We start from the raw sequence: 23603 nt of genomic DNA on the forward strand, positions 1-23603 counted from the left end.
TTTCACCTTGTTACATGAAATCATACGGTGAAATGTTTTCCACGTCCATTTCTTCGCCATTAACTGTTACCATCTGTACTTCTCCTTGTGATTCTTGCAAGCGACTCGCTAAAGTCGTTTGACGCATTGCATCATCAAGGCGATTTACACCAGACTGGAAAGCTGCTTCCTCCCCGCAAATAATAAGGAACTTCTTACTTCTTGTAATGCCAGTATAAATTAAATTACGACGCAACATACGATTGTAACTTTTTACTATCGGCATAATCACAATCGGAAACTCACTACCTTGCGATTTATGAATCGAACAGCAATAGGCATGTGTAATTTGATTTAAGTCTGGCTTTGTATACGTTACTTCAATTCCATCAAATGAAACGATAATCATATCTTGTTGTTCAACGTTCTCTTTCGCATAAAACACCGAAACAATTTCTCCGATATCACCATTAAACACTTGGCTCTCCGGCTGATTAACGAGTTGTAGTACTTTATCGCCTCGTCGGTATACAACATCACCGTAAGCAAGTTCTTTACTCTTTTCCCTCTTCGGGTTAAACACTTCTTGCAACGCTTCGTTTAGCACATTAATACCGGCAGGGCCACGGTACATCGGGGCAAGTACTTGTACATCTCTTGCGCTAAACCCTTTTGTCTTAGCATTTGCACAAACCTTCTTAACAACCTCAACAATTTGAGCTCCTGTACAGCCGATAAATGAACGATCTTTTTGATTTTGCGCTAAATCTGGCGGGAGCGTTCCATTTTTTATCGCATGAGCGAGTTGAATAACAGATGACCCTTCCGCTTGACGATAAATTTCAGTAAGCTTTACTGTTGGAACTGCACCTGCATTCAATAAATCTTTCAACACTTGCCCAGGCCCTACAGATGGCAATTGATCTTCATCACCTACAACGATAACTTGAATGTTAGTCGGCAATGATTTAAACAGCTGATTTGCAAGCCAAATATCAACCATTGAAAATTCATCAATAATGAGCAATTTCCCTTGTACCGGATCCGTTTCATTACGCTGGAAAGACCCTTCTGGCGTCCAGCCAAGTAAACGGTGAATTGTACAAGCCGGAAGCCCTGTTGATTCACTCATCCGCTTCGCTGCTCTTCCTGTTGGGGCCGTTAATAATATCGGAAATGGATTATCATCACTGTATTCATTTGGATTTAACGATAATCCGTGCAGTGATGCATACATTTCAACAATCCCTTTAATAACTGTTGTTTTCCCTGTTCCTGGTCCACCTGTCAATAACATCATCGGTTTATGAAGTGCCGTTTGAATCGCTTCTTGCTGAAACGGTGCATACTGTACGTTCAGTTGTTCTTCAATTTGACCTAACGTCTTTAACACTTCCGCTTCAGGAAATGAAGGCGTTTCTTCTTGATTCATGAGCCTGCGAATAGACTTTACAACACCTTTTTCAGAGTAGAATAACGATGCTAAATACACTCGTTCTTCTTCTATGATAACTTTCCCTTCACTTTGCATCGTTTCAACGCAAACTACAATGTCTTCCTCCGTCACTCGTCCTTCTTGATTATTTAAAAGTGACATCGTTTCTCTTACAAGTTGATCTTTTCCCATATAAACATGACCAAGCTGCAATGATACATTTTCTAGCGTATAAAAACACCCCGCACGTACACGGTCGTCGTGATTACCCGATATCCCTAACGCACGTCCGATATCATCCGCTCTTCCAAACCCAATCCCGTCCACTTCTTCAATAAGCTGATATGGATTTTTACGAATCACTTCTAATGTCATCTCTTTATATTGCTGGTAAATCTTAATAGAAAGCTTCGTTCCAAAACCGTAACCATTTAAAAAACTCATTACTTTCTCTAGTCCTTGATGTTCAACAATTGTCTCATATATTTCTTGCGCTTTTTGTTTATTGACAACACCATTTAAAGCATCAGGATCATCCATAATTTTAGAAATGGCATGTTCCCCGAGATGGTCCACAATTTTTTCAGCTGTACGCTTGCCTATCCCTTTAAATAAATCACTCGCTAAATATTGCACCATACCAGCTTTTGTTTGCGGCAATTCTTTCTTAAATGTTTCAACTAAATATTGTTTTCCATACTTCGGATGGTCTTTAAAATGCCCTGTCAATGTAAACACTTCATCTTCATGCATGCGGGGAAAATGACCGTTTATCATCACTTTTTTTTCGTCGTATGTTTCATTCGTTTCAATGACTTTCATACTGACAACGGAATAGAGGTTTTCTTCGTTGTGGAAAATGGTATGAAGAACTTGCGCTTTTATAAACTTTTTCTCTTCCTCAAACAAATCCATTGCATGTTGATTTCCCATCTTTCCTCTCCTTTCCGGTTCGTTTCACTTTAATGAGCAGTACATCCCCCACCTATTTAGATGAGGGATAACTACCCATTAAACTATATTTTCATCTTATTCAGCTTCTTGCTCTAATAAACGAACACCATTACCAGCTAAAAAGTGATCTGCCTGAATTTCAGTTGCTTTCTTAAATAAAGCAAGAGCTTTCTCGTTATCTTCTTCAAATACGTACGCAACACCTAAATTATAATACGCATCTGCATGCTCTTCATCCATTTCTAATACCTTTTCAAAATAAGGTTTCGCTTCTTGAATATGTTCTAATCGTGCAAAGCAAAGTCCGCACTGGAACACAGCTTCTACATCGTTTTCATCTAATTCTGTTGCTCTTTGTAAAAACGGCAGTGCAAGACGATCATTTCCAAGTTGTACATGTGTAATACCTAACATAAATGTTACATCCGCTGATTGTAATCCCGCTTGCATCGCTTGTTCAAATACAGTTTTAGCCTCTGCAAATTGCTCTTGACCGTAATACACATTTCCTAATCCATAATAAGCAGCCGCAGATTTATCATCTAACTCTAATGCACGTTTATAAAATAAAATTGCTCTTTCACTATCACCTAGTACATCTAATAAGTTCGCAAAATTAATGTATCCAAGCGCATCTTTCGGATTTTCTTCAATTGCTTCTGTGAAATTTTTAGCAGCTTCTTCCCAGTTTCCTTCTTGCATATATTGAATACCTGTTTCAAGTTTGTTTGACATGTCCTTCACCTCTACAACAAATTATAACAAAGAATGTATTTTCCAAGCGAACGAAAAATCGCTTTATGTAAAAGAAACCTCTAACCGCGAATCGGCAGAGGCTTCTCGTTTTATCCTAAATAATCCAATTTCTTACCGCTACGGTATACTTCATCAATTGTAGCACCGCCCAAACACTCATCTCCATCATAGAAAACAACTGCTTGTCCTGGTGTAATTGCACGAATTGGCTCGTCACAAAGAATACGAACTGTATTTTCATCAACGATTTGAACCGTTACTTTATTGTCTTCTTGACGATAACGGAATTTCGCTGTGCACTTAAATTCCTTTTCTTTCGCTTCATTACTTACCCAGCCGATATTCGTAGCAATAACTTCATCACCATATAGAAGCTCGTTATGGAATCCTTGATCAACATATAAAATGTTTTCTTTCAAGTTTTTCCCAACAGCAAACCACGGATCACCGTTACCACCAATACCAAGGCCATGACGTTGTCCAATTGTATAGTACATTAAACCGTCATGTTTTCCTTTCACTTCGCCAGATAATGTTTGCATTACACCTGGTTGTGCTGGTAAATAGTTACTTAAGAAATCTTTAAAGTTACGCTCACCAATGAAGCAAATACCAGTACTATCTTTCTTCGCCGCTGTCGCTAAACCAGCTTCTTTCGCCATCTCACGAATTTGTGGTTTCTTCAGTTCACCAAGCGGGAACATTGTTTTTGATAATTGCTCTTGGCTTAATTGATTTAAGAAATACGTTTGGTCTTTATTATCATCAACGCCGCGAAGCATTTTATATTCGCCGTCCATATAAGCAACGCGTGCATAATGACCTGTTGCTACATAATCAGCACCAAGCGCAATGGCATGCTCTAAAAATGCTTTAAATTTAATTTCTTTATTACACATTACATCTGGGTTTGGTGTACGACCAGCTCGGTATTCATCTAAGAAGTACGTAAATACTTTATCCCAGTATTGTTTTTCAAAGTTTACTGCATAATACGGAATACCAATTTGGTTACACACTTCAATTACATCATTGTAATCTTCGGTTGCTGTGCAGACACCATTCTCATCTGTATCATCCCAGTTTTTCATAAAAATTCCGATTACATCATAACCTTGCTCTTTTAATAAAAGAGCTGCTACAGATGAATCGACGCCACCGGACATCCCGATGACAACGCGTGTTTCTTGAGGTAGTTTGTTCATCATGTCACCTCCCATGCTAATTTTGTGTTAATCGCTTCACGATTTTCACTGTTTCGTACGCCGCTTTCTCAATTTGCTCTTTCGTATTTCCAAGTCCGAAACTAAAGCGTACGGATGAACGTATTTGATCGGAGTCTTTTCCGAACATCGCTACTAATACATGTGATGGATCAATCGAACCAGCTGTACACGCCGAACCACTTGACACTGCAATGCCAGCTAAGTCTAAGTTCACAAGGAACGGTTCAATGTTCATTCCTGTAAAACTGATATTAAGCACATGTGGTAAGCGATATTCTAAGTTTCCGTTTACCTCGAAAGTAATGTCTTCATTTTTGAAGACAGATACCATTATATCTTTAAAATCTTCATATTGGGCATTTTTTTGCTCACGAGTTTTTTCAGCTAGCAAAATTGCATGTTGCAAACCAACGATACTCGGTACATTTTCAGTACCAGCACGACGTTTTCTTTCTTGCTCCCCGCCTATCAATAACGGTTCAAATTTCACATTTGCACCAGCGTATAGGAACCCGACACCTTTTGGCCCGTTAATTTTGTGAGCTGAAATTGATAATAAATCAATGCCGAACTCTTTCACATCTATTTCTACTAATCCGTAAGCTTGTACCGCATCTGTATGAAAATAAGCTTGATGCTCTTTTAGCAACTTCCCTATTTCCGCGATTGGTTGCATTGTCCCAACTTCATTATTCCCAAACATAACGGATACGAGAATTGTCTCTTCTGTTAATGCCTTTTGTATGTCAGAAACTTGAACGCATCCGGTTTTATCAACAGGTAAATATGTCACTTCAAACCCTTCGCGCTCTAACAATTCACACGTATGCAAAATTGCATGATGTTCAATTTGCGTCGTTATAATATGGTTACCTTTATGACGGTTCGCACGTGCTACACCTATAAGTGCTAAATTATCAGCTTCTGTACCACCGCTTGTAAATATAATTTCATTCGGATTCGCATGAATGCTACGTGCACACAAGCGTCTCGCCTCATCTACTGCATGGCGAGTTTGACGTCCATAAAAGTGAATACTAGACGGGTTACCAAATGCTTCTGTCATATATGGAATCATCTTTTCGACCACTTCTGGGTGAGTCGGAGATGTCGCAGCATGATCTAAGTAAATGCGTTCCATTAAATCTCCTTCTTTCCAAATCGTTTCACAAGGAATTAAATGTAAAACATATAGCCCCCGTGATTTTCTTCCTCATAACGTACTAAATCTTCTAACGTTGTGCTATCTAACACTTCTTGCACCGCATCACGAACACGCATCCATAATTGGCGTTGTGCTGGTTCTTCTTCTTCTATCATTTCTACAACACTAATTGGACCCTCTAATACACGGATTACATCCCCAGCTGTAATGTTAGCTGGCTGATCTGACAATACATATCCGCCATATGCCCCGCGCGTACTCTTTACTAGACGAGCGTTACGAAGTGGTGAAATTAATTGCTCTAAGTAATGTTCCGATAAATCATGTGCCTGCGCAATTGACTTTAAGGAAATTGGACCTTCACCAAACTTTTTTGCAAGATCGATCATAATTGTTAAGCCGTAACGGCCTTTCGTTGAAATCTTCATCTATTTTGCACCTCTTTTCAAATTTTCACTTCTATTGGTTATATCTTATTTATAAAAGAACACAATTTAAAATCCTATGAAATTATAGCATAATATAGTATTATAAGAAATTTCAACTTGTGTATCAAAATGATAACATAAAATCACATTGAAAAACTCGGAAATTATTACAATTGAAAGAAAAATGAAAATATTCATATTCATTTTTCCCACAAAACAGCATCCTCTTTCAAATTCCACTAAAAAAAATGATACGATAGAAAGAGATTATACTTTAAGGGAGACGGTACAAATGAAACAACCACTCGCACATCGAATGCGCCCTACAAATATTCAAGAAATTATCGGACAACAACATTTAGTTGGTGAAGGAAAGATTTTATGGCGAATGGTGCAAGCAAATCATTTTCAATCTATGATTTTATACGGTCCTCCAGGCACTGGAAAAACATCCATTGCGAGCGCAATTGCAGGAAGTACTGGAACCCCTTTTCGCCTATTAAACGCTGTTACTCATAATAAAAAAGATATGGAAGTTGTCGTACAAGAAGCAAAGATGCATCGACACCTCGTTTTAATTTTAGATGAAGTACACCGTCTAGATAAAGCAAAACAGGATTTTCTATTACCTCATTTAGAAAGCGGACTCCTTACCTTAATTGGTGCAACGACGAGTAATCCGTTCCATGCTATTAATTCTGCTATTCGAAGTCGTTGTCAAATCTTCGAATTACACGCATTAACAGAAGATGACCTTTTAGTTGGCTTAAAACGAGCACTTGAAGATAAAGAAAAAGGTCTTGGGGAATATGATGTAACTGTTACGCCTGAAGCATTACATCACTTTGCAAATGCATCAGGCGGAGATATGCGTTCCGCTTATAACGCACTTGAACTAGCTGTTTTATCTAGCTTTACAACAGATGACAAAGCTGCGGAAATTACGCTAGAAATTGCAGAAGAATGCTTGCAAAAAAAGAGCTTCGTTCACGACAAAGGTGGAGATGCTCATTATGACGTATTATCGGCATTTCAAAAATCGGTGCGCGGAAGTGATGTAAATGCAGCACTTCACTATTTAGCACGTCTTATTGAAGCTGGTGATTTACAAAGTATTGGTAGACGTCTTCTTATTATGGCATATGAAGATATCGGACTTGCTAGCCCGCAAGCCGGACCGCGTACACTAGCAGCTATAGAATCCGCTGAACGAGTTGGCTTCCCAGAGGCACGCATACCACTTGCAAATGCTGTTATCGAGCTTTGCCTATCACCAAAATCAAACTCAGCTTATAAAGCACTTGATGCTGCATTACACGATTTACGTAACGGTCAAACAGGCGACATTCCAAGTCATTTAAAAGATAGTCATTATAAAGGTGCAGAATCACTTGGAAGAGGCATTGGATACTTATATCCACACGACCAACCAAATGGCTGGGTACAACAACAATACTTACCTGATAAAATAAAAAACAAACAATATTATAAACCGAAAACGACAGGGAAATTTGAGCAAGCACTTTCTACTGTATATGAAAGATTACAAAGTTCGAATAAAACGAAAAATAAAGGGTAACATAAGCGAAAACGTCACCATTATGGAGGCTTCGCTTATGAAAACACGTCAAGATGCATGGACAAAAGAAGACGATCTCCTTTTAGCAGAAACTGTTTTACGACATATTCGCAGCGGCAGTACACAAATAAAAGCATTCGATGAAGTCGGCGATACATTAAACCGCACTTCAGCAGCTTGCGGATTTAGATGGAATGCTGAAGTAAGACCGAATTACGAAGATGCGGTGCAACTTGCAAAAAAACAACGTAAAGAATTAAAACGCTCTGAAGCTAAAATAGAAAAAGAGCATTTCACGAAAACGAAACAACTCGTAATCGATGCCGAGTTTTCAGAAGATATTACGCCAAGTAAACAAGAACTTACACTGCAAAATGTTATCTCGTTTTTGCAGAACTTAGAGCATACCGATCCTTCACTCGCAAAGCTACAAACTGAAAATGACGTATTACAAACTCAGCTCACTTCCTTACAAAAAACGAACCATGAACTGGAAGAAAAATTAGCGGTACTCACAAAAAAACAACAAGCAATCGAAGAAGATTACGCAATGCTTGTTAGAATTATGGACCGCGCTCGAAAACTCGTTTCAGTTGAAGAACAAGAAGAACAGATCGCTCCAATTTTCAAAACAGATCAAAATGGAAATTTAGATATTATATATTCTGCAGAGAATTAAAAAAGGAATGTCACTTTTTTGACTAAGTGACATTCCTTTTTGTTTCTTTGGTGGAGAGTATATATGTGCGTGCATGTATCGGTAAATGAAATTGTATCGACGATTCGACAAAGAATATCGATTTACCAACAAAAATTGACGAAATATCCCTCCCCGTCATACAAGGAAACTCCTGAAATTAATTGGATAAGATTTACTAAAATATCATTATAAACATATACATTTAAAGGGAGATGGTTGCTATTTCAGTAATACTCTTCAAAATAACTCTTGGCCTTCTCGTCCTGACTTTAGCTCTTTTCACCATTAACAGTTTTAAAAAAACGTCCGCCTATCAATCAGATAGATATGATCATTACTTACTAGCCTTACTTACATTTGAACTAGTAGTGATGCAAATATCCATATTTCTTTAATACATGTAAAAAAGCATATATCCGAAATGGATATATGCTTTTACTTTATTCTTGCCCTACACGCTTCACTTCTACATTTTTAATGCGTTCACGTACAACGTGACTTGCCATAATTAAACCTGCCACAGATGGTACGAATGCATTTGATGAAGGCGGTAATTTCGCTTTACGAATTTTTGCATTTTCGTCTGGTACGATTTCTTTACGTACTTCTTCACGAATTACAATTGGGTTTTCGTCAGAGAAGACAACTTTTACACCTTTTTTAATACCATCTTTACGGAGCTTCGTACGAATCACTTTCGCAATTGGATCTGTATGTGTTTTAGAGATGTCCGCAATACGGAAACGAGTTGGGTCCATTTTATTTGCTGCACCCATGCATGAGATAATTTTAATTTTTCGACGTAAGCACTGTTTAATTAAATGAATTTTGAACGTAATCGTATCAGATGCATCTACTACGAAATCCAATCCATGTTTGAAGAACTCTTCATATGTTTCATCAGTATAAAACATTTCTAGTCCAATTACTTCACACTCTGGATTAATGTCTGCGATACGCTCTTTCATTAATTCTACTTTTGAACGTCCTACAGTAGATACTAACGCATGAATTTGACGGTTTACGTTTGTAATATCTACAACGTCTTTATCGACTAATACGAGACGTCCTACACCAGAACGTGCTAACGCCTCTGCCGAAAATGACCCTACGCCGCCAATTCCTAAAATACCGACTGTACTATTTTTTAATATTTCAAGTCCTTCTTTACCGAAGGCTAATTCATTACGTGAAAATTGATGTAACATTCAGCTCTACACTCCTATTACAAAAATGGTCTACCATGTATTCTAGCGTTTTTCCGACTATTTGTATAGAAAAAGTTATAGAATTCCTAAAAATACATATTTCGAGAATAAAAACATAGCGTAAACCGACTTTTCTTTCTTCCTAAATATACGTTTTAAAAAGGAGGATTTAGAGAACCGAGCAGATCGAGGCACGTATGCTAGGAGGAGCGCAGTGTAGAGATACTACTCGAGCACCGGACTGGCATACGTAACGATGAGATGCGACAGTTATCTAAACCGGACTTTTTAAACTTCCGTTCAATACACGTTTAAAAAGGAGGATTCAGAGGACCAAGCAGATCGAGGCGCTGAAGCCAGGAGGAGCACAGTGTAGCGTTACTACTCGAGCACCGGACTGCAAAGTAACGACGAGATGCGCCTGCCCTCTGAACCGGACTTTTTAAACAACCTCTCAAAAAAAGCCTAGATGGTATTAGTATAACCATCTAGACCCTATTCTTACTTCTCTTCTTTTAAGCTTAATTTTAAGTTTAACTCTTCAAGCTGTGCTTCTGCAACTGGGCTTGGAGCTTCTGTTAATAAGCAGCTTGCGCTTGCTGTTTTCGGGAATGCAATTGTATCACGAAGGTTCGTACGACCTGCAAGTAACATAACAAGACGGTCTAAACCTAATGCGATACCACCGTGTGGTGGCGTACCGTATTCGAATGCTTCTAGTAAGAATCCGAATTGTTCTTGTGCTTCTTCTTGTGAGAATCCAAGTGCTTTGAACATTTTTTCTTGTACGTCACGCTCGTAAATACGAAGTGATCCACCGCCAAGCTCATAACCATTTAATACAAGGTCATATGCTTGTGCACGTGCTTTTTCTGGTGCCGTTTCTAATAGCTCAACGTCTTCACGGAATGGCATTGTGAATGGGTGGTGAGCTGCGAAGTAACGATCTGCATCTTCGTCGTACTCAAGAAGTGGCCAATCCGTTACCCATAGGAAGTTAAATTTACTTTCGTCAATTAACTCAAGCTCTTTACCTAGACGTAAACGAAGTGCACCTAAGCTATCTGCAACAACGCTCTTCTTATCTGCTACGAATAGTAATAAGTCGCCAGCAGTAGCTTCTAATGTAGCCATTAACGCGTTTGCTTCTTCTTCACCGAAGAATTTCGCGATTGGTCCTTTTAGACCGTCTTCTTCCACTTTAAGCCAAGCTAGGCCTTTTGCACCGTATACTTTCACGAATTCAGTTAATGCATCGATATCTTTACGAGAGTATTTGCTCGCAGCACCTTTTGCATTAATTGCTTTTACTTGTCCGCCGCTTTCTACAGCACTTGTAAATACTTTAAAGCCACAACCTGGTGCAAATTCAGATAGGTCTGTTAGTTCCATTTCAAAGCGTGTATCCGGCTTATCAGAACCGTAACGAGCCATTGCATCAGCATATTTCATACGAGGAAATGGTGCACTCACTTCTACACCTTTTGCATCCTTCATAACTTTCGTCATCATGCGCTCCATCATATCTAAAATTTCATCTTGTGTTAAGAATGAAGCTTCGATATCGATTTGCGTGAATTCTGGTTGACGGTCTGCACGTAAATCTTCGTCACGGAAACAACGTGCTACTTGATAGTAACGCTCAAATCCACCGACCATAAGAAGCTGTTTAAATAATTGCGGAGACTGTGGTAATGCATAGAATTCACCATCATGTACACGACTTGGTACTAAATAGTCACGAGCTCCTTCTGGTGTACTCTTCGTTAAAATTGGTGTTTCCACTTCTAAGAACTCTTCTGTGTCTAAGAAGTTACGAATTGTTTTCGTTACGTCGTGACGCATTTTGAATGTGTTAAACATTGCAGGACGACGTAAGTCTAAATAACGATATTTTAAACGCACATCTTCTGATGCATCTGTATCATCAGCAATAATGATTGGCGTTGTTTTTGCTGCATTTAATACGTTTACTTTCGTTGCTTGTACTTCAATACGACCAGTTGCCATATTGTCATTAATTGCGCCTTCACCACGCTCAACAACTGTACCTTCTACGTGCAATACGTATTCACTACGAATAGTTTCTGCTATTTCTAACGCTTCTTTTGATGTTTCTGGGTTAAATACAACTTGCACGATACCTGTACGGTCACGTAAGTCGATAAAGATTAATCCACCTAAATCACGGCGTTTTTGTACCCAACCTTTTAATTGAACTGTTTGTCCAACTGCTTCTACTGTTACTTTTCCACATGCATGTGTTCTTTCAGCCACTGTAAGTTCCCCCTATATTAATTTCTCTGCTACGTATGAAGCAAATACATCTAATGCTACTTCTTCTTGTTCGCCTGTTGCCATATCTTTTAAGTTAATGATGCCTTTATCTAGCTCATCTTCCCCTAATACAGCTACAAATTTCGCCTTTAGACGATCTGCTGATTTAAATTGTGCTTTCATTTTGCGGTCTAAATAATCTTTTTCAACTGATAATCCCGCTTTACGAAGATCAAACGCAACTTTTGCAGCATGGTCTTTCGCTTTTTCACCAAGCGCTACAACATAACAATCAATGCTATGTTCAATTGGTAATTCGATGTTTTCAGCTTTTAGCGCCATAATTAAACGTTCGATACTCATCGCAAAACCGATACCTGGCATTTCTGGTCCACCGATTTCTTGTACAAGTCCGTTATAACGACCACCGCCGCTTAATGTAGTGATAGCACCGAAACCTTCTGCCTCACTCATGATTTCAAAAACAGTGTGTTGATAGTAGTCTAAACCACGTACTAAGTTCGGATCTTTTTCAAATGGAACATCCATCATCGTTAATAATTCTTGAACTTTGTCGTAGTATACTGCTGAATCTTCGTTTAAGTATTCTGTAATAGATGGTGCTGTTCCCATTAATTCATGGTTACGGTCCTTCTTACAATCTAAAATACGAAGAGGGTTCTTTTCTAAACGAGATTGACAGTCAGAACAGAATTCGCCGATACGTGGCTCAAAGTGTGCGATTAACGCATCACGGTGCGCTTGACGGCTCGCTGCATCACCTAAGCTGTTTAATACAACTTTAATATTTTTCAAGCCCATGCCGCGGTAAAACTCTACAGCAAGTGCAATTACTTCTGCATCAATTGCAGGATCGTTACTACCGATTGCTTCAATACCGAATTGTACGAATTGACGATAGCGACCTGCTTGTGGTCTTTCATAACGGAACATTTGACCGATATAGTATAATTTCGTTGGTTGTGTTGCATCACCAAACATTTTGTTTTCAACGTAAGAACGTACAACAGGTGCAGTACCTTCTGGACGTAATGTTAAACTGCGCTCTCCACGATCTTGGAATGAGTACATTTCTTTTTGTACGATATCTGTCGTATCACCAACACCACGTAAAAATAGCTCAGTGTGTTCAAAAATTGGTGTACGAATTTCTTTATAATTGTAACGACGGCAAATTTCGCGAGCTTGCCCTTCGATATACTGCCATAACTCAACAGTGCCTGGAAGAATATCTTGCGTTCCGCGTGGGATTTGAATAGACATATTCAGTTCCTCCTCAAATTGTTTTAATCTTAATAAAAATAAAAAAACTCCCGCCTCTACTGTTTGAACAGTAGGGACGAGAGTATTATACCCGTGGTGCCACCCTAATTGAAGCACGTATGCTTCCACTTTTTTAATAACGCTTAAATGTGCGTTCATCCCTACTAAGCATATATGCCGTTCAAGTTGAAACCTCTAGAGTGTCATTCAATTAGTCATCATGTAGAAATGTTTTCAGCCTAAGACATTTCTTCTCTTTCCATGTGTGTCTCATTTACTCTTCTCTATCAACGGTTATATTCATATGTAAATATAAAATTACTATACGTTTGTTGAGTAGGATTGTCAAGTGCTCTAAGAGCGTTCAATTTGCTTCTTTAGACGCTTTACATCTTGAAGAGAAATTCCAAACTCAGAAGCAAGCTCCATTGAAGTATTGTTTTGCTCTTTCGAAATAAAATCATGAAAACTCACGTTAAACAGTTGATTTGCACCATTTGTAACAGAGTGCCCTTTTTCATTCATACGCATACGTATATCCCTCACATTCAATATGGATGTTTTACTTTTTATTGTTCCATATTGATCAGATAGTTATACATAAACGAAAAAGCTATTAACGCCAAAGAAAGTGAACCTTTAATACACGGAGGATTGTCCACAAATAGCGGGATAAATGAACAAAACATACAACAATGTATAAAAATGAGAGGATGATATCATCCCCTCTTTTTAAGTAACACTATTTACTATCCACAATTAAGGTCACCGGACCATCATTGATTAAAGAAACATCCATCATTGCTCCGAACGTCCCTGTTTCTACATGCAATCCTTGCTTACGAACTTCCTCATTAAAGAAATCATATAAACGTTCTGCATAGTCAGGTTTGGCAGCATCCATAAAGTTTGGACGTCTTCCCTTGCGGCAATCTCCGTATAATGTGAATTGCGAAATTGATAGAACTTGTCCTTCTACATCAAGTACAGAATGGTTCATCTTTCCGCTCTCATCTTCAAAAATACGTAAGTTCGCAATTTTTTCTGCAATGTAGGTTGCATCTTTTTCTGTATCTTCATGCGTAATGCCGACTAGTAATGTTAAACCGAACGGAATTTGTCCTACGATCTCACCGTCTACTGTGACAGACGCTTCTTTTGATCGTTGTAAAACAACTCTCATCTTTTCTACACTCCCTATTAATGCATCATGCGTCGTACTGCATAAATTTCTGGAACGCGTTTAATGCGTTCTACTACTTTTTTCAAGTGCTGTAAGTTACGAATAGAGATTGACATATTAATTGTCGCCATCTTATTACGGTCACTTCTACCAGAAACTGCCGAAATGTACGTTTTCGTCTCTGTAACAGCTTGCAATACTTCATTTAATAAACCACGGCGATCATAACCTGAAATTTCAATATCAACGTTATACTCAATTTCTTTTTCAGGGCTACCTTCCCACTCTACTTCTAATAAACGTTCTACAGCTTCTTCTGTATGAACATTTACACAATCACGGCGGTGAATCGATACGCCTCGGCCTTTCGTAATATACCCAACGATATCATCACCCGGTACTGGGTTACAGCATTTTGATAAGCGAATTAATAAATTATCCGCACCACTTACTTTAACGCCAGAATCCCATTTTCGAATTTTCATCGGTTTACGAACTTCTTTAACTTCAACAATCTCTTCTTCTTCACGTTGCTTACGGAACTTGTCCGTTAGTCGCGTAACAATTTGTGATGCAGTGATGCCATTATATCCAACTGCTGCAAACATATCTTCTTCATTTGCAAAGTTAAACTTCTCAGCAACACGTTTTAAATTGTCAGGAGCTAACACTTCTTTCATCTCATACTCTAGGCTACGCACTTCTTTCTCAACAAGTTCACGACCTTTTTCAATATTTTCATCTCTACGTTGCTTCTTAAAGAATTGACGTATTTTGTTTTTTGCATGAGATGTTTGAGCAAGTTTCACCCAGTCTTGACTTGGCCCATACGAATGTTTCGATGTTAAAATTTCAATGATGTCACCTGTTTTTAATTTATAATCAAGCGTCACCATTTTGCCGTTTACTTTTGCACCAATTGTTTTATTTCCAATCTCTGAATGCACGCGATACGAAAAGTCAATCGGAACAGATCCAAGTGGCAATTCCATTACGTCGCCTTTCGGTGTAAAGACGAATACCATGTCAGAGAATAAATCAATTTTTAATGACTCCATAAACTCTTCTGCATTAGAAGCTTCATTTTGCCATTCTAATATTTGACGGAACCATGTAAGTTTCTTCTCTAATGTACCTGTTGTTTCTGCTGTTTTTCCTTCTTTATACGCCCAGTGCGCCGCGATCCCGAATTCTGCAATCTCATGCATTTCTGTCGTACGAATTTGCACTTCAAGCGGATCGCCTTTCGGTCCAATTACAGTCGTATGAAGAGATTGATATAGATTTGCTTTCGGCATCGCAATATAATCTTTAAAACGACCTGGCATCGGCTTCCAGCACGTATGAATAATTCCAAGTACTGCATAACAATCTTTAATACTATTTACAACGACACGTACAGCTAATAAATCGTAAATTTCATTGAACTGTTTATTTTGCAGTGCCATTTTACGATAAATACTGTAGATATGCTTTGGTCTTCCAGAAATCTCAGGTTGAATTGCAACTTCTTTTAATTTCTCACGAATACCAGTCATTACTTCGTCTAAATATTCTTCACGCTCTGCACGTTTACGCTTCATTAAATTTACAATACGATAGTATTGCTGTGGATTTAAATAGCGAAGTGACGTATCCTCTAGCTCCCATTTAATAGTACTAATTCCGAGTCTATGTGCTAAAGGTGCAAAGATTTCTAACGTTTCATTCGCAATGCGACGCTGCTTCTCTTGAGGCAAATGTTTCAATGTACGCATGTTATGAAGACGGTCAGCTAGTTTAATTAAAATAACTCGAATATCTTGAGCCATTGCTATAAACATTTTGCGATGGTTTTCTGCTTGTTGCTGCTCATGAGATTTATATTTAATCTTTCCGAGCTTTGTCACACCATCGACAAGCATAGCAATTTCTTTATTAAATTCCCGTTCAATATCTTCTAATGTAATTTCTGTATCTTCCACTACATCATGTAAGAAACCTGCTGATACTGTAGCTGGATCCATGTGTAAATCAACTAAAATACCTGCAACTTGAATTGGATGAATAATGTACGGTTCACCCGATTTTCTGTATTGTTCGCTATGCGCATCACGTGCATATTCATAGGCACGTGCCACTAGCTCAATATCTTCATCTACTAAATATTGACTTGCTTTCTCGAGTACCTGTTCAGCTGTTAGTACCTGCTCATTTGCCATCGAATCACCTTTTATTGAAAATTGACTTTATCTTAATTAAGTAGAATAAATTATATTCTATCATTATAACCTAATGATTGTGAATTGTGAAAAGGAAAAGATTTTACTGACATTTCACCTTATTTTTTTGTGCAATTATACAAAAGTACCCGCTCCTCTCCAAGAGATTCACGGGTACTTTTTATCACCGTAGTTTTACCTATATAGTGATTAGTATTTTTCTAATACTAATACATCGTAACCATCTAACATTTTACGACCATCTAAGTAAGTAAGCTCTACTAAGAATGCAATTCCTGCTACAACTCCGCCAAGTTCTTCAACTAGCTTAATTGTCGCTTCAATTGTTCCACCTGTAGCTAATAGATCATCTGTAATTAATACGCGTTGACCTGGCTTAATTGCATCTTTATGGATTGTTAAAACATCTTTACCATACTCTTTACCGTAGTCAACTGTAATTACTTCACGTGGTAATTTTCCTAATTTACGAACTGGTGCAAAACCTACTTCTAGTGCATAAGAAACTGGGCAACCGATAATAAAGCCACGTGCTTCTGGCCCTACTACAACGTCAATGTCTCTTTTCTTTGCATACTCAACGATTGCATCTGTTGCTGCTTTGTATGCTTTACCGTCGTTCATTAACGGTGTAATGTCTTTAAATACAATACCTTCTTTTGGATAATCCGGTACAATTGCGATATGTTGCTTGAAATCCATATTTCTGAATCCTCCTCAGATCTAAAAGGTTTGTAAATACAAATCCTTTACCCTAACTGTTCTACTTCTTTATGATTACGAATCGTTTCAAACCATGTATATAGTTGCTGATATGTGCTATAAACCAATTCTTTTTCTAATTGTAAGTGGTTCATTTTCTCACGATATGTGTTCGATTCAATTAAATCACGCTTTTGTTTTTTGTCTGCCATAAAAATGACGCCATCTTTTATTGTAACAAATTCTAACTCAAAAAACACCTGTGTCATGAAATTTACTGTATCTTTTGACCAACCTTTATGTCGACATAGTTGTTCTCCATATTGTCTTAAAGAAAATGGTGCTTTTTGGTTCAAGAACGAATAGTACCATTTAAAATGTTCCCTCGTTGGAACAGTACTAAATAAATGATTATTCTCTTGATAAAATAGCGTATAAATTCGCGACGGGAACCCCACTTTAAATAAATCTCGTAATTCATCTGTTCCTTTTGGCAAATCAAGTAACACGATGTATTGATCGTCTAAATGAGTTACTTCTGATGCATGCATAATATGCTCTTTATAGTCTTCTAAAGAAAATTTATTCAACACCTCTTCAGAAAAATACACCATCGTTATTTTTTCTTTCGGAAGTTCTGCTACATTCGCTTCTACGTTACGCATACTACGCCAATCAAATAATTGCCACGCCTCTACCGCAATATCTTGTACCATTAATTGCGGCTTCTTAAAATTATTCCATTCATTGATAGATGCTTCCCCTATTACAGATACCTTTGCAACTGGAGAAATTTCTTTCGCATACGCACCAAAACCAAATCCGATTGTGTCCAGTGTTGCTTGTCCATCACGAAGAGCCATTTTCAAATGAGAACCGTCGGATCCGATTGCTCGAATACTTTCTAGCTCTGCATCCTTCACTGCAATACGTGGTTTTGGATTTCCAACACCAAATGGCGCTAACTTTTGCATATCTTCAATTGCTGCAAGTGTTACATCTTCCACTTTACAAAAGACATCAACAGATGTAATTGGAATAAAATCTTCTTCCGCTAAAATTGTATCCGCTTGTTCATTTAAGCGGCGGCGTAATTCATCTACATCATTCATATGTAGCGTCATTCCCGCTGCCATCGGATGCCCTCCGAAGTGTGGCAATAACTCTCTACAATCTGACAAGTTTGCGAACAAATCAAATCCTGCAATACTACGTGCTGAACCTTTTGCTGTTTCTTTTACAGGATCAATGCTTAATACAATCGTCGGACGATAGAAACGTTCAACTAATTTAGAAGCGACAATTCCAATTACACCTGGATTCCATCCTTCTTTTGCAAGCACTAGTACTTTATTGTCTTCAGGCGGAAAATTATTTTCCACTTCAGCGATAGCTTCTTCTGTAATTTGCTTTACAATATCTTTTCGCAGTTTGTTCAGCTCATCAATTTCTTCAGCCAGCTCTTTTGCTTCTTCTGGATCATCTGATAATAAAAGATGTACAGCCGGCGTAGCATCTTCTAAACGTCCAACTGCATTAATACGCGGTGCGAGTGAGAAGCCAATACTCTCTTCTGTAATTTCACTTTGCGAAACGTTAGCAACTTTAAATAGCGCCTTTAATCCAATATTTTTCGTCATGCGCATATGTTTTAAACCGCGTTTCACTAGCAATCTATTCTCACCATGAAGTGATACTAAATCGGCTACTGTACCAATCACTGCAATTTCTAATAAATGTTCTGGTACACGGCCTAATAGTGCATGTGCAACTTTAAACGCAACACCTACACCAGCTAAATAGTGAAACGGATACACACCGCCATCTAATTTCGGATGAATAATTGCAAGTGCTTCTGGCAATTCTGGTGGCGGCTCATGGTGATCTGTAATAATAAGATCTACCCCAAGTTCCTTCGCTACCTTCGCTTCATGTACTGCTGCGATACCAGTATCGACAGTAATAATTAGTGAGAATCCTGCGCTATGTGCCCAACGAAATGCTTCTTCGTTTGGTCCATATCCTTCTGTAAAACGGTTTGGAATATAAAATTCTACGTCGGCACCTAATTCTTGCAAGGCAAGATATAACACAGTCGTACTACTTACTCCGTCCGCATCGTAGTCACCAAATATTAATATTTGCTCTCCATTTTGAATCGCCTTATTTACACGTTCTACCGTTCTATCCATTCCTTCTAATAAAAATGGATCATGAAATTCTTGATTTTCTGTATTTAAAAAATCTAAAATCTTATCTTCTGTATCTAATCCTCTACCGAGGAATAACGAAACGACAAGTGGTGATAATTGTAATTTACTTGCTAACTCACTCACTCGCTCATCATTATATTCTTTTTCTTTCCAACGCGTCTTCGGTTGTAACACGAAATCACCCCTTAACCTGTTCATTATACAAGACAGATTAAGGGGTGACAATATAATGCAAACTACGCTGCAATATCTATATACCAAAATGTTAATGATATTTAATTTGGAGAATACGGATTTATATGTACAAACACATTTTGTACGTTATCTTGTTCCATAAGCGTTTCTTTCACATGCTTTCCAATGCGGTGCCCTTCTTCTACAGTAATGTATGGATCTACAGAAACTTTAATATCAACAATAACGTAATGACCATGCTCCCTTGCATATAAAGAACCGATTTTTTTCACACCATCTATTTGAAGTACTGCTTCTCTAAGCGGAACAACATCTTCCTCATGAAGAACATGATCAAGCGTTGCATGAATTGCTTCTGCCCCAATACTCCATGCCATTTTTGCAACAAGAAGTGAAACAAATAATCCTGCAATTGGATCGGCATATACAAGCCAATCTAACCCGAAATTACCACCCATAATCGCTGCACAAATACCGATTAAAGCTGCAATTGAAGAAAACACATCCGAACGATGTTCATATGCATTTGCAATAATTGCATCACTATTTACCCTCTTCCCTAATCGGAATTTATATTGAAACATTCCTTCTTTTACGACAATCGAAAGAACAACAGCAAAAATCGTAATTCCCTTCGGTGGTTCTAATTCTTGTGAAAAAGCTTTTATAGATGAAATCGCTATCTCGATTCCCACAATAAATAACAATACTGCAACAATAATTGCTGAAATCGATTCCGCTTTACCATGACCATACGGATGATCTTCATCAGGCGGCTGCTTTGCTGCTCGCAATCCAAAAAGCACAGCGAGCGAACCAATTACATCTGATGCAGAATGCACGGCATCCGCTAATAGTGCTTTACTGTTCCCAATATAACCAATTACCGCCTTTACAATCGCTAATATAATATTACCAACGATTCCGACAATAGCACCAAACTCGGCCTGTTTAAAACGTTCATCTTTTTCCATAATTAAAATCCCTTCTTTTCTTAACCTATCTTTTTATTGTAGCAAAAACAGCGATAACACCACCACTTTCTTCCATCTTCCTTTTGTTAAAAAGTTGCTATCTTATTGTATCCACAAACGAAAAAAGAGATGCCTCATAAAGAGACATCATCTTTTTTATACTTGTGGTTCAGATTCTACTTTCTCAACCTTCTTCTTGTTTTTTCCCTTTTTCAAACGACGGTTTTCAAGCATTAACCAAATTTGAGAAGCAACGAAAACAGAAGAGTACGTACCTACAACTAATCCAACAAGTAACGCAAACGAGAAGTTACGTAGTGACTCACTACCGAAGATAAGTAACGCAATTACTGGGAATAACACTGTTAATACGGTGTTAATCGAACGACCAAGCGTTTGACGAATACTTGCATTTACGATTTCTTCTAAGTCTTTTATATCGCGAACTCGTTTTTTCTGTTTGTATAATTCACGGTTTCTATCAAATGTAACAATCGAGTCATTAATAGAATAACCGATGATCGTTAACACCGCAGCGATAAACGTTAAGTCTACCTCTAATTGGAAAATACTAAATATAACAATCATAACGAACGCATCATGTAATAATGCAAGCACTGCAGATAATGCATACGTAAATCGGAATCGAATACTTACGTATAAAATGATAACCGCAGAAGCAATTAATACTGCGATAAATGCATTTCGTGCAATTTCTTTACCAATTGTCGGTGAAACTGTACTTACGTTTGGATCTGTACCGTATTTATCATGGAAGAATGTTTTTGTTTTCGCAATTTCATCTTTTGATAGAACACCTAAAGTACGAACGGCGAAACCTTTATTGTCATCTCCAGTCGGTACAATATTTTCTTCCTTCACATCAATGTTCAATTCTTTAAAATCTTTATGAACATCTGATACAGTAACTGATTGTTTTGATTGCAAGTCGATACGTGTACCACTCGCGAAGTCAATACCAAGATTCAATTTGAAAATTGGTAAAATAATTGCACCTGCAATTATAACTACAATCGAGAAAACAAGGAATTTATGACCGATATTTACGAAGTTAATACGATCAAATCTTGTCGGTGGATGTACTACACCTTTTGTTAATGGAATAATATCTTTTTGTTTCACACCAAAGTAGGCTGGTTTTTTATCGAAGTAACGGCTCTTTACAAGTAAACTTAGTAAGAAACGAGTACCGAATACGTTCGTAACGAAACCAACTAAGATACTTACGATTAAACTTGTTGCGAATCCTTTTACAGAGCTATTACCATAAACGAATAACACACCAGCTGCTGCAAGTGTTGTAATGTTTGCATCTAAAATTGTTGCTAATGAACGATGGTTACCAGCACGGAATGCTGACATCATTGACTTACCAATTTTCAGCTCTTCTTTCAATCTCTCGTACGTAATAATATTCGCATCAACCGCGATACCTACCCCGAGCACTAACGCCGCAATTCCTGGCAACGTAAGAACCGCATGCATCCAGTTAAAGACAAGTAATGTAACGAAAATGTATAAACCTAACATAATCACCGCTACAATTCCTGGTAAACGGTAGAATACAAGCATAAATAAGAAAATAAGAGCGATACCAATCGCACTAGCAAAAATCGTTTGCTCTAACGCTTGTTGACCAAACTTCGCTCCAACAGATGTTGAATACATTTCTTTTAAATCAACAGGAAGTGCACCTGCATTTAATAAAGATGAAAGTTGTTTCGCACTTTCCACTGTGAAGTTTCCACCTACGATAGATACTTCAGCTTGGTTAAACACTTGGCTTACTGTTGCTGCTGATAGGAACTTCGGATTCGGCTTTGCAGATTCTGCTTTATACGAATCTTTTCCTTCTTCAAAATCAAGCCAAATTACCATTAAATTCGTTGGTGGTGGCATTTTTGAAATTTTTTCAGTTACTTCACGGAATTTTTCAGCGCTCTTTAGTGTAAGACCTACGCTCGCACGGCCTTGCTCATCAAATGTTTGTTTCGCTCCGCCGCCTTTTAAATCCGTTCCGTCCATAAGAAGGTTGTCATCTACATCGCGGAATGTTAATTTCGCTTGTGTTGATAACATTTCACGTGCTTTTTGCTGATCTTGTACACCAGCAAGCTGTACGCGAATTCGATCTTGCCCTTCGATTTGAATGTTCGGCTCACTTACACCGAGAACATTGACACGATTTTCAAGAGCGCCTACTGTACTGACAAGTACGTCTCGATCGATTTTATCACCTTTTTTGGCTGGTTTTACTTCATATAGAATTTCAAAACCACCGCGAAGGTCTAGTCCTAGACTAATTCCTTTTGCTATGTCTTTTCCTGCCGCACCAATTACTCCACCGATTAATAAAACGATGAGGAAAAAGGCGGCAATTCTCGTACCACGCTTTGCCATATGTACCCTCTTTCTGCTACTAACACTTTAAATAAATCTCTTACGATTTACTTTTACACGTGTGCATACGCCTAGTTAGTAGACTTCCTTTCTATAATTTTGCTAGTTCATCACTAGCTGTGTCGGTAAGTTTTCCACAATACCTACACTTTCATTATTTATTTTTTCTCTTCACTACCCCCTTTATATATAATCTTAGACATAATTATTTCCTCATTATCAATACCTATCATTATACTGCAAAAGGAAGAACAAACCAATTGCAGTTGGTTATTTATTTTCATATTCATCAAATGACCAAAGTGGCGCTTGATATGCTTCAACAGTTAAATAATTCATATATTCATTAGTACTTACTCTTAATACATCATTTACTAATTCATATAATCTAACATTACCGTTTATTTTTTTCCACTTCTTCACTTTAAGAAACTTCCAAATATCATCATCTGTTACTCGGTCATAACCGAACATGTGAAACTCTTCTACTTTGCTTTCTAAAACGACTTGTAACTGTCCGCGGTATGATTCTACCAAAGCCTCTTTTTCTAACATACATAAACATCTCCTTCTTATTTCAGCACGAAAAGTCGCTTTTAATCCCGCTCTAATGGACAGCAATAACTACTTTCAAGAGCACTCTCACACTTCACTCTCTTAAATGCTTGTCATTCTTGTCTCATACGTGCATATAAATTATTG

18 protein-coding genes and 1 other annotated feature are annotated in these 23603 nt (G+C 37.9%); of the genes, 2 read left to right on the forward strand and 16 right to left on the reverse strand.

Going from position 1 to position 23603, the window contains the following annotated elements; genetic code table 11:
* Positions 1 to 10: 10 nt before the first annotated feature.
* The 5 genes from F8162_RS12230 to cymR all read right to left on the reverse strand — a co-directional run bounded on the left by F8162_RS12230 (position 11) and on the right by cymR (position 5943).
* Entirely contained in the window at positions 11 to 2347 is a 2337-nt protein-coding gene (locus F8162_RS12230; protein ID WP_151633593.1) for an ATP-dependent RecD-like DNA helicase, read from the reverse strand.
* Positions 2348 to 2443: 96 nt separating this feature from the next.
* Positions 2444 to 3103: a tetratricopeptide repeat protein gene (locus F8162_RS12235; protein ID WP_151633591.1), complete on the reverse strand. Its 660-nt coding sequence runs from the start codon at positions 3101 to 3103 to the stop codon at positions 2444 to 2446.
* A gap of 110 nt (positions 3104 to 3213) precedes the next feature.
* Positions 3214 to 4329, reverse strand: coding sequence for a tRNA 2-thiouridine(34) synthase MnmA (gene mnmA, locus F8162_RS12240; RefSeq protein WP_048531354.1), 1116 nt, complete (start codon positions 4327 to 4329; stop codon positions 3214 to 3216).
* 16 nt (positions 4330 to 4345) lie between these two features.
* A complete protein-coding gene (locus F8162_RS12245) occupies positions 4346 to 5491 on the reverse strand; it encodes a cysteine desulfurase family protein (RefSeq protein ID WP_151633589.1) in 1146 nt (381 codons plus the stop codon).
* Between the two features lie 35 nt (positions 5492 to 5526).
* Positions 5527 to 5943 (reverse strand): cysteine metabolism transcriptional regulator CymR, encoded by a 417-nt coding sequence (gene cymR, locus F8162_RS12250; RefSeq protein WP_000704116.1) that lies wholly within the window; start codon positions 5941 to 5943, stop codon positions 5527 to 5529.
* A gap of 292 nt (positions 5944 to 6235) precedes the next feature.
* Between cymR and F8162_RS12255 the strand changes: the two genes are divergently transcribed.
* Positions 6236 to 7522 carry a replication-associated recombination protein A gene (locus F8162_RS12255; protein WP_151633587.1) on the forward strand — a complete coding sequence of 429 codons (1287 nt, stop codon included), beginning with the start codon at positions 6236 to 6238 and terminating at the stop codon, positions 7520 to 7522.
* A gap of 37 nt (positions 7523 to 7559) precedes the next feature.
* Complete coding sequence (locus F8162_RS12260; RefSeq protein WP_151633585.1) at positions 7560 to 8201, forward strand: RsfA family transcriptional regulator; 642 nt, start codon at positions 7560 to 7562, stop codon at positions 8199 to 8201.
* 461 nt (positions 8202 to 8662) lie between these two features.
* Here the strand turns inward: F8162_RS12260 and F8162_RS12270 are convergent, their stop codons facing one another.
* The 11 genes from F8162_RS12270 to F8162_RS12315 all read right to left on the reverse strand — a co-directional run bounded on the left by F8162_RS12270 (position 8663) and on the right by F8162_RS12315 (position 23456).
* Positions 8663 to 9430 (reverse strand): ThiF family adenylyltransferase, encoded by a 768-nt coding sequence (locus F8162_RS12270; RefSeq protein ID WP_000903181.1) that lies wholly within the window; start codon positions 9428 to 9430, stop codon positions 8663 to 8665.
* A 501-nt stretch (positions 9431 to 9931) separates the two neighbouring features.
* Positions 9932 to 11707, reverse strand: a complete 1776-nt coding sequence (aspS, locus tag F8162_RS12275; RefSeq protein ID WP_151633581.1) for an aspartate--tRNA ligase — start codon at positions 11705 to 11707, stop codon at positions 9932 to 9934.
* A 12-nt stretch (positions 11708 to 11719) separates the two neighbouring features.
* On the reverse strand, positions 11720 to 12991 hold the full coding sequence (hisS, locus tag F8162_RS12280; RefSeq protein ID WP_033656406.1) for a histidine--tRNA ligase: 1272 nt from the start codon (positions 12989 to 12991) through the stop codon (positions 11720 to 11722).
* Between the two features lie 69 nt (positions 12992 to 13060).
* Positions 13061 to 13291, reverse strand: a binding site (T-box leader).
* 54 nt (positions 13292 to 13345) lie between these two features.
* Positions 13346 to 13522, reverse strand: coding sequence for a hypothetical protein (locus F8162_RS28710; protein ID WP_048531368.1), 177 nt, complete (start codon positions 13520 to 13522; stop codon positions 13346 to 13348).
* A 211-nt stretch (positions 13523 to 13733) separates the two neighbouring features.
* Entirely contained in the window at positions 13734 to 14174 is a 441-nt protein-coding gene (locus F8162_RS12285) for a D-tyrosyl-tRNA(Tyr) deacylase (protein ID WP_001266958.1), read from the reverse strand.
* Positions 14175 to 14191: 17 nt separating this feature from the next.
* On the reverse strand, positions 14192 to 16375 hold the full coding sequence (gene relA / locus F8162_RS12290) for a GTP diphosphokinase (protein WP_151633579.1): 2184 nt from the start codon (positions 16373 to 16375) through the stop codon (positions 14192 to 14194).
* 210 nt (positions 16376 to 16585) lie between these two features.
* Positions 16586 to 17098 carry an adenine phosphoribosyltransferase gene (locus tag F8162_RS12295; protein ID WP_000346221.1) on the reverse strand — a complete coding sequence of 171 codons (513 nt, stop codon included), beginning with the start codon at positions 17096 to 17098 and terminating at the stop codon, positions 16586 to 16588.
* A 47-nt stretch (positions 17099 to 17145) separates the two neighbouring features.
* Complete coding sequence (recJ, locus tag F8162_RS12300; protein ID WP_151633576.1) at positions 17146 to 19485, reverse strand: single-stranded-DNA-specific exonuclease RecJ; 2340 nt, start codon at positions 19483 to 19485, stop codon at positions 17146 to 17148.
* Between the two features lie 101 nt (positions 19486 to 19586).
* On the reverse strand, positions 19587 to 20480 hold the full coding sequence (locus tag F8162_RS12305) for a cation diffusion facilitator family transporter (RefSeq protein ID WP_151633574.1): 894 nt from the start codon (positions 20478 to 20480) through the stop codon (positions 19587 to 19589).
* Positions 20481 to 20636: 156 nt separating this feature from the next.
* Positions 20637 to 22901 carry a protein translocase subunit SecDF gene (gene secDF, locus F8162_RS12310; RefSeq protein ID WP_151633572.1) on the reverse strand — a complete coding sequence of 755 codons (2265 nt, stop codon included), beginning with the start codon at positions 22899 to 22901 and terminating at the stop codon, positions 20637 to 20639.
* Positions 22902 to 23171: 270 nt separating this feature from the next.
* Positions 23172 to 23456, reverse strand: coding sequence for a post-transcriptional regulator (locus tag F8162_RS12315; protein ID WP_151633570.1), 285 nt, complete (start codon positions 23454 to 23456; stop codon positions 23172 to 23174).
* Positions 23457 to 23603 lie beyond the last annotated feature (147 nt).

The organism is Bacillus sp. CH140a_4T, assembly GCF_008923725.1.
Classification (GTDB): Bacteria; Bacillota; Bacilli; order Bacillales; family Bacillaceae_G; genus Bacillus_A.

Coding starts and splice junctions, on each gene's coding strand:
- secDF (WP_151633572.1), bottom strand. CDS start 22,901: ATGGCAAAGCGTGGTACGAGAATTGCCGCCTTTTTCCTCATCGTTTTA.
- hisS (WP_033656406.1), bottom strand. CDS start 12,991: ATGTCTATTCAAATCCCACGCGGAACGCAAGATATTCTTCCAGGCACT.
- F8162_RS12295 (WP_000346221.1), bottom strand. CDS start 17,098: ATGGATTTCAAGCAACATATCGCAATTGTACCGGATTATCCAAAAGAA.
- F8162_RS12235 (WP_151633591.1), bottom strand. CDS start 3,103: ATGTCAAACAAACTTGAAACAGGTATTCAATATATGCAAGAAGGAAAC.
- F8162_RS12245 (WP_151633589.1), bottom strand. CDS start 5,491: ATGGAACGCATTTACTTAGATCATGCTGCGACATCTCCGACTCACCCA.
- F8162_RS12315 (WP_151633570.1), bottom strand. CDS start 23,456: ATGTTAGAAAAAGAGGCTTTGGTAGAATCATACCGCGGACAGTTACAA.
- F8162_RS12285 (WP_001266958.1), bottom strand. CDS start 14,174: ATGAGAGTTGTTTTACAACGATCAAAAGAAGCGTCTGTCACAGTAGAC.
- relA (WP_151633579.1), bottom strand. CDS start 16,375: ATGGCAAATGAGCAGGTACTAACAGCTGAACAGGTACTCGAGAAAGCA.
- F8162_RS12230 (WP_151633593.1), bottom strand. CDS start 2,347: ATGGGAAATCAACATGCAATGGATTTGTTTGAGGAAGAGAAAAAGTTT.
- mnmA (WP_048531354.1), bottom strand. CDS start 4,329: ATGAACAAACTACCTCAAGAAACACGCGTTGTCATCGGGATGTCCGGT.
- F8162_RS12305 (WP_151633574.1), bottom strand. CDS start 20,480: ATGGAAAAAGATGAACGTTTTAAACAGGCCGAGTTTGGTGCTATTGTC.
- F8162_RS12260 (WP_151633585.1), top strand. CDS start 7,560: ATGAAAACACGTCAAGATGCATGGACAAAAGAAGACGATCTCCTTTTA.
- F8162_RS12255 (WP_151633587.1), top strand. CDS start 6,236: ATGAAACAACCACTCGCACATCGAATGCGCCCTACAAATATTCAAGAA.
- F8162_RS28710 (WP_048531368.1), bottom strand. CDS start 13,522: ATGCGTATGAATGAAAAAGGGCACTCTGTTACAAATGGTGCAAATCAA.
- F8162_RS12270 (WP_000903181.1), bottom strand. CDS start 9,430: ATGTTACATCAATTTTCACGTAATGAATTAGCCTTCGGTAAAGAAGGA.
- cymR (WP_000704116.1), bottom strand. CDS start 5,943: ATGAAGATTTCAACGAAAGGCCGTTACGGCTTAACAATTATGATCGAT.